This is a genomic window from Romboutsia lituseburensis DSM 797, from assembly GCF_900103615.1.
Lineage (GTDB): Bacteria > Bacillota > Clostridia > Peptostreptococcales > Peptostreptococcaceae > Romboutsia_F > Romboutsia_F lituseburensis.
The window spans coordinates 509,176-523,078 of record NZ_FNGW01000002.1 but is presented as its reverse complement, the minus strand read 5'-3'; the positions used below and the strand labels follow the sequence as shown (position 1 = coordinate 523,078).

General features: G+C 29.7%; 11 protein-coding genes. All 11 read left to right on the top strand.

Annotated features, from left to right (window positions below):
• Window positions 1-176: 176 nt before the first annotated feature.
• The 11 genes from BLP75_RS05595 (at window position 177) to recA (ending at window position 13,884) form a co-directional block, all read left to right on the top strand.
• On the top strand, window positions 177-2,291 hold the full coding sequence (locus BLP75_RS05595; RefSeq protein ID WP_092724651.1) for a polyribonucleotide nucleotidyltransferase: 2,115 nt from the start codon (window positions 177-179) through the stop codon (window positions 2,289-2,291).
• A 201-nt stretch (window positions 2,292-2,492) separates the two neighbouring features.
• Window positions 2,493-3,233 carry a polysaccharide deacetylase family protein gene (locus BLP75_RS05590; protein ID WP_092724649.1) on the top strand — a complete coding sequence of 247 codons (741 nt, stop codon included), beginning with the start codon at window positions 2,493-2,495 and terminating at the stop codon, window positions 3,231-3,233.
• Between the two features lie 196 nt (window positions 3,234-3,429).
• On the top strand, window positions 3,430-4,671 hold the full coding sequence (locus tag BLP75_RS05585; protein ID WP_092724647.1) for a M16 family metallopeptidase: 1,242 nt from the start codon (window positions 3,430-3,432) through the stop codon (window positions 4,669-4,671).
• A gap of 25 nt (window positions 4,672-4,696) precedes the next feature.
• Window positions 4,697-4,942, top strand: a complete 246-nt coding sequence (locus BLP75_RS05580; RefSeq protein ID WP_092724645.1) for a YlmC/YmxH family sporulation protein — start codon at window positions 4,697-4,699, stop codon at window positions 4,940-4,942.
• A 9-nt stretch (window positions 4,943-4,951) separates the two neighbouring features.
• Complete coding sequence (dapG, locus tag BLP75_RS05575; protein ID WP_092724643.1) at window positions 4,952-6,166, top strand: aspartate kinase; 1,215 nt, start codon at window positions 4,952-4,954, stop codon at window positions 6,164-6,166.
• 160 nt (window positions 6,167-6,326) lie between these two features.
• Window positions 6,327-7,121 carry a ClpP family protease gene (locus BLP75_RS05570; protein WP_092724641.1) on the top strand — a complete coding sequence of 265 codons (795 nt, stop codon included), beginning with the start codon at window positions 6,327-6,329 and terminating at the stop codon, window positions 7,119-7,121.
• 125 nt (window positions 7,122-7,246) lie between these two features.
• Window positions 7,247-9,628: a DNA translocase FtsK gene (locus BLP75_RS05565; RefSeq protein WP_092724639.1), complete on the top strand. Its 2,382-nt coding sequence runs from the start codon at window positions 7,247-7,249 to the stop codon at window positions 9,626-9,628.
• Between the two features lie 2 nt (window positions 9,629-9,630).
• Window positions 9,631-10,689 (top strand): tRNA 2-selenouridine(34) synthase MnmH, encoded by a 1,059-nt coding sequence (mnmH, locus tag BLP75_RS05560; RefSeq protein ID WP_092724637.1) that lies wholly within the window; start codon window positions 9,631-9,633, stop codon window positions 10,687-10,689.
• On the top strand, window positions 10,683-12,017 hold the full coding sequence (rimO, locus tag BLP75_RS05555) for a 30S ribosomal protein S12 methylthiotransferase RimO (protein ID WP_092724635.1): 1,335 nt from the start codon (window positions 10,683-10,685) through the stop codon (window positions 12,015-12,017). The genes mnmH and rimO overlap by 7 nt, the downstream gene beginning before the upstream one ends.
• Window positions 12,004-12,546: a CDP-diacylglycerol--glycerol-3-phosphate 3-phosphatidyltransferase gene (gene pgsA / locus BLP75_RS05550; protein WP_092724633.1), complete on the top strand. Its 543-nt coding sequence runs from the start codon at window positions 12,004-12,006 to the stop codon at window positions 12,544-12,546. The genes rimO and pgsA overlap by 14 nt, the downstream gene beginning before the upstream one ends.
• 291 nt (window positions 12,547-12,837) lie before the next feature.
• Window positions 12,838-13,884: a recombinase RecA gene (gene recA, locus BLP75_RS05545; RefSeq protein ID WP_092724631.1), complete on the top strand. Its 1,047-nt coding sequence runs from the start codon at window positions 12,838-12,840 to the stop codon at window positions 13,882-13,884.
• Window positions 13,885-13,903: the final 19 nt, after the last annotated feature.

The following is a 13,903-nucleotide window of genomic DNA, read 5'->3' as shown; positions in this document are numbered from 1 at the left end:
TTTTGATGTAATAAGTAAATAATAAATTAAATACAAGAAGTATTATTATCCTATAGTATGTTAAAAATAATCAATCAAAGCCAGTGTATTACTTTTATGTTGTTAATTTATACTATTTTTGATAATATAGTACATAGGATGATAAAAGCGGTTTTAAAAAGAGGAGGCAAGCATTAATGTTTGAACATAAAATATTTAAAATGGATTTAGCAGGAAGAGAACTTTCTGTTGAAATAGGAAAAATAGCAGAACTTGCTAGTGGTAGTGCTATACTTAGATATGGTGATACTATGGTAATGGTAAATACATCTAAATCAGCAAAGCCAAGAGATGGAATAGATTTCTTCCCTCTAAGTGTTGATTATGAAGAAAAATTATATTCAGTTGGTAAGATTCCAGGTGGTTTCTTAAAAAGAGAAGGGAAGCCTTCTGAAAAGGCAGTTCTTACTTCTAGACTTATAGATAGACCAATAAGACCTCTATTCCCAAAAGGGTTTAGAAATGATGTACAAGTAGTAGCTACAGTTTTATCAGTAGATCAAGATTGTACTCCTGATATAGTAGCTATGATAGGTTCATCAATAGCTTTATCAATATCTGAAATACCATTTAATGGGCCAACTGGATCTGTTTTAATAGGTTTAGTGGACGGAGCTTTTGTAGTAAACCCTACAGCAGAAGAAAGAGAAAAAAGTACTATGCATCTTGTAGTATCAGGAACTAAAGATGCAATAATGATGGTTGAAGCTGGTGGAGAAGAAATACCAGATAACTTAATGCTTGAAGCTATACTATTTGCACATGAGCAAATCAAAAAAGTAGTGGCTTTCATAGAAGAAATAGTAGCTGCAGTTGGAAAAGAAAAAATGGAATTCGAACTACATAAAATTGATGAAGAAGTAGAAAAAGCAGTTCGTGAGTTTGCTACTGCAGATATGAAAGAAGCCGTAAAAACAGTAGAAAAACTTGAAAGAATGGAAAAAATGGATGCAGTAAAAGAAGCTACTTTTACTCATTTTGAAGATATATTAGAAGAGTTCGGTATGGATGTAGAAGAAACTTTACATGCAATAATTAAAGAGGAAGTTAGAAAACTTATAGTTCATGAAAATGTAAGACCGGATAACAGAGGTTTAGAAGAGATAAGACCAATATGGTGTGATCATGGATTTATACCTAGAACTCATGGTTCGGGATTATTTACAAGAGGTCAAACTCAAGTTATGTCAATAACAACTCTTGGTGCATTAGGTGAAGCTCAAATATTAGACGGATTAGACGAAGAAGAAACTAAAAGATATATGCATAACTACAATTTCCCAGCATACAGTGTTGGTGAAGCTAGACCATCAAGAGGGCCAGGAAGAAGAGAAATAGGACATGGAGCACTTGCTGAAAGAGCTTTAATACCAGTACTTCCATCAAAAGATGAATTCCCTTATGCAATAAGAGTAGTTTCTGAAGTACTAAGTTCAAATGGTTCTACATCTCAAGGTAGTGTATGTGGATCAACATTATCTTTATTAGATGCGGGTGTACCTATAAAAGATATGGTTGCAGGTATAGCAATGGGTCTTATAAAGCATGATGATAAGGTAGCAGTACTTTCAGATATACAAGGGATGGAAGACCATTTAGGAGATATGGACTTTAAAGTTGCAGGAACAGAAAATGGTATAACTGCTATACAAATGGATATTAAAATAGCTGGTATAGATGAAGAAGTTCTAAGAAATGCTTTAACTCAAGCTAAAGCGGGTAGAATACACATACTTAATGAAATGAGAAAAACAATAGCTAAACCAAATCCAGAATTATCTAGATATGCACCTAAGATAATAACTATGAACATCAATCCAGATAAGATAAGAGATGTAATAGGACCTGGTGGAAAAGTTATAACTAAGATAATAGATGAAACAGGCGTTAAAATAGATATAGAACAAACAGGAGAAGTATTCATAGGTGGAGTTGATCCAGATATGATAAAACTTGCTCAAAAAATGATAAATGATATAGTTGCAGAAGCTGAAGTTGGACATACTTATACTGGTAAAGTAACTAGAATAATGAACTTCGGAGCCTTCGTTGAAGTACTTCCAGGAAAAGAAGGATTACTTCATATATCTCATATAGCTCACGAAAGAGTAGCTAAGGTTGAAGATGTTTTAAACATAGGGGATGAAGTTGAAGTTAAGGTAACAGAAATAGATGAAAAAGGAAGAGTAAATTTATCTAGAAAAGTTCTTTTACCAAAGCCAGAAAAAGCAGAAAAAAAAGAAGAAAAATAATAAGAAGTTAAATAAAAAAGAAGTCTATTACGGGCTTCTTTTTTATTTAGCGAAAATTTATATTAAGTGTTAAATATATAATGTTTTAAGGTTATCTAAGTTTTTAAATGTCATAAATACATACACAAGCTAATAGTATATATAGAGAATGAAATTGTACAGGTTACATAAATGTATAAATAGTTTTAGGAGGAATTCATAATGATAATGATGGTAGTTAACAAAAAAAAACTTAAAAAAATCATTATATCACTAGCAATAATATTGCTTGTAATATTAGGAATTGTATTTATGATTAAAAAAGGTAACAGCACTACGACATTTAACAGATTTGATTCTACTGAGTCTCCATATTACCAAGGAACAAAGGTAGAAAGTGGATACGTTGCACTAACTTGCAACGTAGACCTTGGATGGGAAAGTGAATATGTAGAAAAAATATTAGAAGTTTTACAAAAAGAAGATGTTAAAATAACTTTTAATGTTACAGGAAGATGGGCAGAAAAAAATCAAGATTTACTCCTTAAAATTAAGGGACAAGGTCATGAAATTGGAAATCATGGACATAGACATTTAGATTATGCAAAATTATCGTACGAAGAAAATTTAGAACAAATAAAGACATCAAAAAAAATAATAGAAGATGTTATAAAAGAAGAAACAAAATTTTTCCAAGCACCATCGGGTTCTTTTGGTGAAGGTACTATGAAGGCTGCTAAAGAATTAGGATATACTTGTATAAAATGGGATGTAGACACTATAGATTGGAAATATAGAGAAGAGCCAGACGTTATTGTAGATAGAGTTAAGAAAAAAGATATTCAAGATAATAGTATAGTACTTATGCATCCTACAAAGGCAACTACAGAATGCATCGATGATATTATTCAAATAGTAAGAGATAAAGGACTAAAACCAGGTAAGTTAAGTGATATATTTTAAATTGAAATAGTAGTAGTTGAATAAATAAAGTGTGTAACTTATAATTTAATACATGTAGGTGATATATTTACAGAATTAAATTGTGGACTATGATACAAATTAAATATAATTTACTAAAAAAATACTAAATTATATAGATTGAAAATAGATGTAAATAGAGCATATATTAAATAAAGACAAAAATATGGAGGATGTTATGTATAAAACGCATGTATTAAAAAATGGACTTACAATAATAGGGGAAGAAATACCGTATTTAAAATCTATATCACTAGGTGTATGGGTAAATGCTGGTTCAAGAATAGAAGAAGAAAAGGTGAGTGGGGTATCTCATTTTATAGAGCATATGTTATTTAAAGGAACTAAAAATAGAACATCTAAACAAATAGCTAGTGAGATAGATAATTTAGGTGGACAAATAAATGCATTCACAAGCAAGGAGTGCACATGCTATTATGTTAAATTATTGGATTCTCATATTGATATAGGAATAGATGTATTAAGCGATATGATTTTAAATCCGTTATTTGATAAAGACGATATAGATAAAGAAAGACTAGTAATATTAGAAGAATTAAAAATGTATGAAGATTCACCAGAAGATTTAGCGTATGATTTATTGACTGAGAATATATATGCCGGTGACGGTCTGGGAATGAATATAATAGGTACTAAAAAATCATTATATGATATAAATCAAAAAGAGATATTAGAGTATTTTGGAAAATATTATATACCAAATAATTCAGTTATAGCTATATCAGGGAATTTCAAATTCGAAGAAATGGTAAAAAAAATAGAAGATAAATTTAGTTTATGGGAAGGCAAAGAAGTAAATGTACAGGTAAATCAAGCTGAGTTTAAAAACTGTTTTATAACTAAGAATAAAGATACAGAACAAGTTAATCTTGCTATGAGCTTAGAAGCTATTCCTGTAGAAAACACTAAGGAAGTTTATGCATTAGCCATAATAAATACTGTTTTTGGAGGAAGTGTAAGTTCTAGGTTGTTTCAAAAAATAAGAGAAGAAGAAAGTTTAGTATACTCGATATATTCATCTCAAAGTTTGTATAGAAAGTGTGGAGAACTAGGTATATTTGCTAGTATGAGTAACGAAAATCTAGAGGATGTATATAATTTAGTTATAGAGGAAATTAAAGACATAAGAGAAAACTATCTTACTGAAAAAGAAATACAAGAAACAAAAGAGCAATTAAAAGGTAGTTATATATTAGGTCTAGAAAGTACTAGTAGCAGGATGATGTCTATTGGAAAATCTATGCTTTTAAGTAAAAAGGTAAAAGACACTAATGAAATATTAAAGCTTATAGATGAGGTAGATGAAGAAACAATAAAAGTAGTTATTGATAAGATATTTAATATAGACAAACTAGGGGTTTGCATAGTAGGAAAAGATGTAGAAAGTATAAAATTATAATAGAGAAACTATTGGGGGGATAAAAATGAATTTATCTGAAATCGCAGGTAAAGAAATAGTTAACCTAGTTACAGGAGAAAGATTAGGGGTAATTGGAGAATGTGACCTTATATTAGATGAAACTACAGGAGATATACTAGCGTTATTAATACCTAAAGAAAGAGGATTCTTTGGATTAAGAAAAGATAAGTCTGTTTTAGAGGTACCATGGAGAAATGTAAGAAAGATAGGTAATGACATGATAATAATTGAATATGACGGAATTTATTAGGGGGGTAGTATGGAAATCTTAGTTCAAAAATTTGGTGGGACATCAGTTGAATCATATGAGAAAATGAATGAGGTTTGTAAGATAATTAAAAGCTATAAAGAATCAAAAGAAAGTTTAGGTTTGGTTGTAGTAGTATCTGCTATGGGTAGACAAGGAGCTCCATATGCAACAGACACTTTAATAAGCTTATGCGATAAAATAAATAATGAACCTTCAAAAAGAGAACTAGATATAATAATGAGCTGTGGAGAAATGATATCAGGAACTATATTAGTAAATATGCTTAAATCTAGAAAAATTGATTCCGTATTTTTAACAGGAAATCAAGCTGGTATAACAACAACTGATAATTTCTCCAATGCTAAAATAACAGATATAAATCCTCAAAGGATATTTAAAGAATTAGAGACAGGTAAAGTTGTTGTAATAGCTGGATTCCAAGGTGCTACTGAATCTGGAGAAATAACAACTCTAGGTAGAGGTGGAAGTGATACATCTGCAGTAGCAATAGGAAAAGCTTTAGGGTGTGATGTTGTTGAAATATATACTGATGTGGATGGAATAATGACAGCAGATCCAAGAGTGGAACCAGAAGCTAAAGTTTTAAAATGTATAGACTATGAAGAAGTTTTTCAAATGGCTGATAAAGGTGCAAAAGTAATACACCCAAGAGCTGTTCAGTTGGCTAAAAGCGCAAATATAACATTATGTATAAAAAATACATTAAATCCAAGTTGTGAAGGAACTAAAATTTGTTTAGATTGTATATCAGAAATTGTAGAATATGAAAAGGAAAATAGCCTAATGACTGCTGTAGCACATAAGGATAAAGTAGCGCAAATAAAAGTTAAATCTGATGAAGAAACTTTTAGTAAGATATTAAATCAAATAGAAAATAAAAATATAAGTATAGATATGATAAATTTTTTCATAGAGGAAAAATCATTTGTTGTGGAAGAGGATTCTATAGAAGATCTAGAAGAAATATTAAAAAAATATAGTATAGAGTATAAAATAAATAAAGATTGTGCTAAAGTGACATTAATAGGTGCAAAAATAAGTGGAACACCTGGTGTTATGGCAAAAGTAGTAAGAGCGCTATCAAAATCAAAAATACAATTACTTCAAACATCAGATTCTAGTATGACAATTTCATGCTTAGTTAAAAAGGAAGACATGTCAAATACTGTACACGCAATTCATAATGAATTTTATCTAAAATAAATAAAAATTCCAAATAACTATAATATCAGTAATACTTTTATGCTTTCAATGTTAATAATTAATAAAATTAAATTATTTTACCTAAATTTTGGATAAATGAATTTTTTAAGCTGATTTGGTAAAAATAAATTGAAAGTAAATTTTGAGAGGAGTATTACATATGAGATATTACGATAACGATATTAATTATAATAATCACATAGAATTTGAAGGCAAAGAAAAGAAACAAACTTTAATAAAAAGTGAAAGTGATGAATCACCTAAAAATGAAACTCCAGAAATTCAAGATGTAAAGCAAATGGGAGTTCCAGAAATGCCTCAGAAATCATCTAAAGAAATACAATGTATAACTATTATTGGTGAAATAGAGGGACACTTTATTGGAAATCCTCAAAAAAAGGCTACTAAATATGAACATATAATACCAATGCTTTATTCAATAGAAGAAAATCCAGAAATAAAAGGAGTGCTAATAGTATTAAATACAGTGGGTGGAGATGTAGAAGCAGGCCTTGCTATGGCAGAATTAATAAATAGCACATCTAAAAAAGTAGTTACACTTGTATTAGGTGGAAGTCATAGTATAGGTGTACCTCTTGCAACAGCTGGAGATTATTCGTTTATAGCTCCAACAGCAACAATGATAGTTCATCCTATTAGAACAAATGGTTTAGTTATAGGTGTTAATGAAACTTTTGAGTATTTTAAAAAAATGCAAGAAAGAATTGTTCAATTTATAATAAGAACATCAGACATTGAAAGAGGAGAACTAGAAAAAATTATGCACTCAAAAGATGAATTAGTAAGTGATGTTGGTAGTGTTTTAATAGGTAAAGAAGCCGTTGAATGTGGATTAATAAATGAAGTTGGTGGATTAAAAGATGCCATTGCTAAATTAAAAGAATTAATAAAAGAATCAGATGAAAATAGCCAGAACTTCAAAGATAACAAATAAGATTTGTTTAAATAATATATTCTATGATATAATTAAAAAATACAGTAAAAAGTGTTAGTGTTAAGGCATTAACACTTTTTGCTGTGATTGGGTTAACTAAATAAAAAAAGTAAGAGGTGAGATGGGTGGCGAAAAAGAAAAAGAGTAAGAAAAAAGATAAAAAATCTAGTTTTAATGCAGAATATCATAACTTAGTAACCATATTTATAGGTATATTTTTATTATATAGTTTAAATTCAAGCTCTATGGGATTCATAGGCGGTATGATGCAATCACTATTTAAAGGCTTATTTGGAGCACTTTCTATAGTTATCCCATTTATAGTTATAATAACAGGTATACTTGGATTTTTTGAAGGTAACGAATATATATATAGATTAAAAAATACTAAGGTTTATTATGTAGGAATTTTATTTATATTTATATTCTATGGATTATTAAATGCTAGAAGTCTACCAGTAGATAGTCCCTTAAGTGGAGAAATGTTAAAACCTGTAATGGAAATGGGTGTAAATGGTGAAGGACCTGGACTAATATCTACAACTATAACTTATTATATAAGTAAAATGTTTGGTATAACAGGTGGTTGGATGATAAGTATATTTGCGCTTATTATAGTAGGTATGTTTATATTTAATATATCTGTTAAAGATTTAATATTAAATATAAAAGCTAAAACAACGGGAGTTAAAAATGGGAACATAAGTTTAAAAGATGCTGTTTCTAATGTGAAAAAATCTGCTTTAGATATGATGACGGATGAAGTTGATGAAGATACTATGATTGAAAAAGAAGGTTTCTTCAAGTCAATGAAAAAGAAAAAAGGAAAAGAAAAAGAAGAGCCTGCTATGGATATGGAAGATTCAGTAGATGATAAAACTATAAAGATAGTTGGATTTAACAAGGCAGAAGATGAATATCTAGAAATATTAGAAGGAACTCAGAGTATGCCTGAACTTGAAGTTATAAAAGAGCTTCAAAGCTTTAACAATACAACTTGTGAAGATGTAAAAGAACAACCAATAAAAACATCTAAAACATATGATGCAGATAAAACTCAAATGATAGATATAAAGCCAGAGGCTAACTATGAAAATTATAAAATGCCAACAGCTGATCTATTGAATAAAATGGAAAAAAAGACTGACGAGAATGGTAAGAAAAAAGTATTAAAAAATGCATCTTTATTAGAAAAGACATTATCAGACTTTGGAGTAGAGGCTAAAGTTAATCAAGTTACAGTAGGACCTACAATAACTAGGTATGAAATACAACCAAGTCCTGGTGTTAAAGTTAGCAAAATAGTTAACTTAACAGATGATATAGCACTAAGTTTAGCTGCTAAAAGTATAAGGATGGAGGCTCCGATACCTGGTAAAAGTGCAATAGGAATAGAAGTTCCAAATGAAAATGCTCAAATGGTATCGGTAAGAGAAGTATTAGAAAGTGAAGAGTTTAAAAAATTTGAGTCTCCGCTTGCAATGGCTCTTGGTAAAGATATAAGTGGAAAAGTTGTAATAAGTGATATTTCAAAAATGCCACATATGCTTATTGCAGGATCAACAGGATCAGGGAAAAGTGTTTGTGTAAATACATTAATAAGTTCAATATTATATAAAGCGAAACCTGATGAAGTAAAATTATTATTAATAGACCCTAAGGTAGTTGAACTTGCTAACTACAATGGAATACCTCATTTATTAATACCTGTAGTTACAGATCCTAAAAAAGCAGCAAGTGCACTTAATTGGGCAGTCGTAGAAATGAATAGAAGATATAAACTATTTGCAGATACGCAAGTAAAAGATATAACAAGCTATAATGAAAAAGCAGAAGAAAAATTACCTAAAATAGTAATAATAATAGATGAGCTTGCAGATTTAATGATGGCAAGTGCAAATGATGTTGAAGATTATATTTGTAGATTAGCACAAATGGCAAGAGCTGCTGGAATGCATTTAATAGTAGCAACTCAAAGACCATCTGTTGATGTTATAACAGGGGTTATAAAAGCTAACATACCATCAAGAATCGCATTTGCAGTTTCATCTCAAACAGATTCTAGAACTATACTTGATATGGGTGGAGCTGAGAAATTACTTGGTAAGGGGGATATGTTATTCTACCCATTAGGTGCAGCGAAACCAGTAAGACTTCAAGGTGCATTTATCTCAGAGGGAGAATCGGAAAGAGTAATAGACTTTGTAAAGAGCCAAGTTAAAGAAGAAGTAAAATATGAAGAAGAAATAATGGAAACTATTTCTAAGGCTACAATAGCTAAGTCTAGTGATGAAGATGAATTACTAAGTGAGGCTATAGAGTTTGTAGTTGAAAGTGGACAAGGGTCAGCGTCGATGCTACAAAGAAAATTCAAAATAGGATTTAATAGGGCTGCAAGATTAATAGATTCTATGGAAGAAAGAGGAATAGTTGGTCAAAGTGAAGGAAGTAAACCTAGAAAGGTTTTAATTAGCAAACAAGACTTACAAAATTTAGAAGGTGAATAAAATTGAAGACAATTAAAGTTGAAGAGGCACTTAAACTTGAAAATGCAATATTTATAGATGTAAGAACAGAATCAGAATATAATGAGGATAATATACTAAATTCTTTTAGTATGCCTTTATTTAAGGATAATGAGCATAATGAAGTCGGAACTATATATAAAATGCAAGGAAAGCATGAAGCTATAGAAATCGGGTTTGATTATGTATCATATAAATTAAAAGATATATACCGTGAAACTAATCGTCTAGCAAAGGAATATGATAATATAGTTGTATATTGCGCTAGAGGTGGAATGAGAAGTGGTTCGGTAGTTAACTTATTAGACTCATTAGGTGTTAATGTATACAAACTTGAAGGTGGATATAAGGCTTATAGAAATTTTGTGCTAGACTACCTAAAAGATGTAATGGAATATAAACACTTTATAGTGGTTCATGGACTTACAGGCGCAGGAAAGACTGATTTATTGAAAATGTTAGAGGAAAAGGAAGTAGATATGATAGACTTAGAAGGTAAGGCTAAAAATAGTGGTTCTACTTTTGGGTTTATAACATTTGATAAAAAGCCTCCATCACAGAAAAAATTTGAAAGTAAAATTTTTGAAAAGTTATATTTTTCAAAAACAGATTATATATTTATAGAAAGTGAAAGTAAAAGAGTTGGACATGTTTGTGTACCAAATGAAATTTATGAAGGCATAATAAGAGATGGATATCACATACTTCTAAATTGTAGTTTAGAAAATAGAGTAAAGAGACTTTGCAGAGATTATATATATGATAGAGACAAAGAACATATAGAAGTGTTAAAAAATTGTATAGATAAATTTAGAAAAAGACTAGGACATAAAAAAGTTGATGAGTATATAAATTTATTAGAAGAAGGAAAATATGAAGAGTTAGTCGAAAAGTACTTATTAGAGTACTATGATCCTTTATATATGCATTCGGTAGAAAAATATACTTACAATAAAGTTATAAATTTTGACAATATGGATAAAGCTTTAGATGAAGTAATTAATTTCCATAAGGCAGCAGCGGAAGGAGCAATAAAATGTTAAAGATAGCACTAGAATCACTAGGGTGTTCAAAAAACTTAGTAGATGCAGAAATAATGATGGGTATATTAAATAGAAAAGGTTATAAGTTAGTTGGAGATTTTTCAGATGCTGATATAATAATAGTAAATACATGTGGGTTTATTGAATCAGCAAAACAAGAGTCAATAGATACTATACTTGATTTAGCACAATATAAAACAACTGGAAATCTTAAAATTCTTATAGTAACAGGATGCCTAGCCCAAAGATATGCTGAAGAATTAAAAAATGAAATACCAGAAATAGATGCTATAGTAGGAACAGGAAGTTATCAAAATATAGATGATATAATCAATGGACTAAAAGAAGAAAAGCAAATAGTAAGTCTAAATGATATAGAATTTGCTTTTAATGAAGAACTTCCAAGATATATATCTACTCCAAGTCATATGGCTTATTTAAAAATAGGAGAAGGTTGTGACAATCATTGTACTTACTGTATAATACCTAAATTAAGAGGGAAATACAGAAGTAGAAAGATGGAAGATATAGTTAAAGAAGCTAAAGAGTTAGCATCTAGAGGTGTTAAAGAAGTTGTAGTTATAGCTCAAGATACAACTAAGTACGGTTGTGATATATATGGTAAAGAGATGCTACCAGAACTTTTAGAGGAACTTGCAAAAATAGAAGGATTCAAATGGATAAGAATAATGTATTCATACCCAGAGTCAATAACAGAGGAATTAGTTAAAGTTATAAAAAAATACGATAATATCTGTAATTACTTTGATATGCCTATACAACATGCAAGTAATAAAATACTTAAGTTAATGAATAGAAGAACAACTAAAGAAGATATACTATCTAAGATTGAAATGATAAGAACACATATACCTAATGCGACAATAAGAACTACTATAATAGTTGGATTCCCTGGAGAAACGGAAGAGGACTTTAAAGAAGTTATAGACTTTGCCCAAAAAGTAAAGTTTGACAGATTAGGAGCATTTGCATACTCAAGAGAAGAAGATACAGCTGCTGATAAACTACCGAATCACTTAGAAGAAGATATTAAGGTTGAAAGAAGAGATGCTTTAATGTTAGTTCAGCAAGAAATATCTCAAGAATTAAATGCAGCTAAGGTTGGAAATGTATATGAGGTGTTAATAGAAGAACAAGTAGAGGATAAAGTATATATAGGAAGAACGCAAGGGGATGCAGAGGAAATTGACAGTATAGTTTATGTAAAGTCTAAAGATCAACTTAATACAGGTGACTTTGTAAAGGTAAAAATCAACAATGCATTAGAGTATGATTTGATGGGAGATGTAATTGATGAACTTGCCTAATAAATTAACTTTATTTAGGATATTTTTAATACCAGTATTTATAATAACTATGTTACTTAATATACCAAACAAGTTTTTAATAGCATGTATAATATTTATTATTGCATCTATAACAGATGCTATGGATGGGCATATAGCTAGAAAATATAATTTAGTAACTGATTTTGGAAAGTTTATGGATCCGTTAGCAGATAAATTATTAGTTATATCAGCATTAACATGTATGATAGAAATGGGACTTGTAGCTAGTTGGATGGTAATAATAATAGTAGCAAGAGAATTAACTGTAAGTATTCTAAGAGCCATTGCCGCAGCTGATGGAAAAGTAATTGCAGCAAGTGGTGGTGGAAAGTTAAAAACAATAACTCAAATGATTGCTATAATAGTACTATTATTAGGAGCTAACTTTAATAATAAATTGTTAGTGACTATAGGTGATATATCTATATTAATAGCTACTCTTTTAACTTTATACTCAGGATGGGAATATTTATATAAAAATAAAGAATTATTTATGGATAGTAAATAGTAAAAAGCAGCGAGGCACTTAGTGTTATCGCTGTTTTTATTTTTTTGAGATATTATATTAAATTAAATATTTATAAAATTATTTAAAAAGTGTTAAGTTAAAATAATAAGGGTAAATATAATAATAAAATGTATAAAAGTACCTATAAAGGTTTATAAATAAAATGGGTGTGGTAATTTTATTATTATAAAATTTTTAAGAATTGACGTAAGTTTAAATTTGATATATAATCAATATAGAAAGTTACAGAACAAATGTTTGAATTTTATATAGATGAAGGGATGGATAAATATGAGTATAGACCAAGATAAATTAAAAGCACTTAACCAAGCGTTAGGTAATATAGAAAAAGAATTTGGTAAAGGTTCGGTAATGAAATTAGGAGAAGCTACATCTATGGCAATAGATATTATTCCAACAGGTTCAATTGGTTTAGATATAGCAGTTGGAATAGGTGGTTTACCTAAAGGAAGAATAATAGAAGTTTATGGGCCTGAATCTTCAGGGAAAACAACAGTTGCTCTACATACTGTTGCAGAAGCTCAAAAACAAGGTGGAATAGCGGCATTTATAGATGCAGAACATGCACTTGATCCAGTATATGCAAAGGCTCTAGGTGTAGATATAGATAATTTAATAATATCTCAACCAGATACAGGAGAACAAGCTCTTGAAATAGCAGAAGCACTTATAAGAAGTGGGGCTATAGATATAATAGTAGTTGACTCAGTTGCAGCACTTGTTCCAAGAGCTGAAATAGAAGGAGATATGGGAGATTCTCATGTTGGTCTACAAGCAAGACTTATGTCACAAGCTTTAAGAAAATTAACGGGTTCTATTAAAAAATCAAATTGTGTTGCTATATTTATAAACCAATTAAGAGAAAAAGTAGGTATTATGTTCGGTAACCCAGAAACAACTACTGGTGGTCGTGCACTTAAGTTCTATTCATCAGTTAGACTTGATGTTAGAAGAATTGATTCTATTAAGCAAGGGGATAAAGTTATCGGTAATAGAACTAGAGTAAAGGTAGTAAAAAATAAGGTGGCTCCACCATTTAAACAAGCAGAGTTTGATATAATGTATGGAGAAGGTATATCTAAAGTTGGGGATTTATTAGATATAGCGGCAGATGCGGATATAGTAAAAAAATCTGGAGCATGGTATAGCTATAATGATACTAAGCTTGGACAAGGTAGAGAAAATGTTAAAAAGTTCTTAACAGATAATCCAGATTTAATAACTGAAATTGATGAAAAAGTAAGAGCGCATTACAAATTAGATGAAAATAAAGAGAATACGCCACAAGAAGAAGATACATTAGAAAATTTAGAATAATAAAAGCAATACACACCTC

Bases quoted from the DNA above. Each gene is read 5' to 3' on its own strand.
- BLP75_RS05595 (WP_092724651.1), top strand. From the start codon at position 177: ATGTTTGAACATAAAATATTTAAAATGGATTTAGCAGGAAGAGAACTT.
- BLP75_RS05590 (WP_092724649.1), top strand. From the start codon at position 2,493: ATGATAATGATGGTAGTTAACAAAAAAAAACTTAAAAAAATCATTATA.
- BLP75_RS05585 (WP_092724647.1), top strand. From the start codon at position 3,430: ATGTATAAAACGCATGTATTAAAAAATGGACTTACAATAATAGGGGAA.
- BLP75_RS05580 (WP_092724645.1), top strand. From the start codon at position 4,697: ATGAATTTATCTGAAATCGCAGGTAAAGAAATAGTTAACCTAGTTACA.
- dapG (WP_092724643.1), top strand. From the start codon at position 4,952: ATGGAAATCTTAGTTCAAAAATTTGGTGGGACATCAGTTGAATCATAT.
- BLP75_RS05570 (WP_092724641.1), top strand. From the start codon at position 6,327: ATGAGATATTACGATAACGATATTAATTATAATAATCACATAGAATTT.
- rimO (WP_092724635.1), top strand. From the start codon at position 10,683: ATGTTAAAGATAGCACTAGAATCACTAGGGTGTTCAAAAAACTTAGTA.
- pgsA (WP_092724633.1), top strand. From the start codon at position 12,004: ATGAACTTGCCTAATAAATTAACTTTATTTAGGATATTTTTAATACCA.
- recA (WP_092724631.1), top strand. From the start codon at position 12,838: ATGAGTATAGACCAAGATAAATTAAAAGCACTTAACCAAGCGTTAGGT.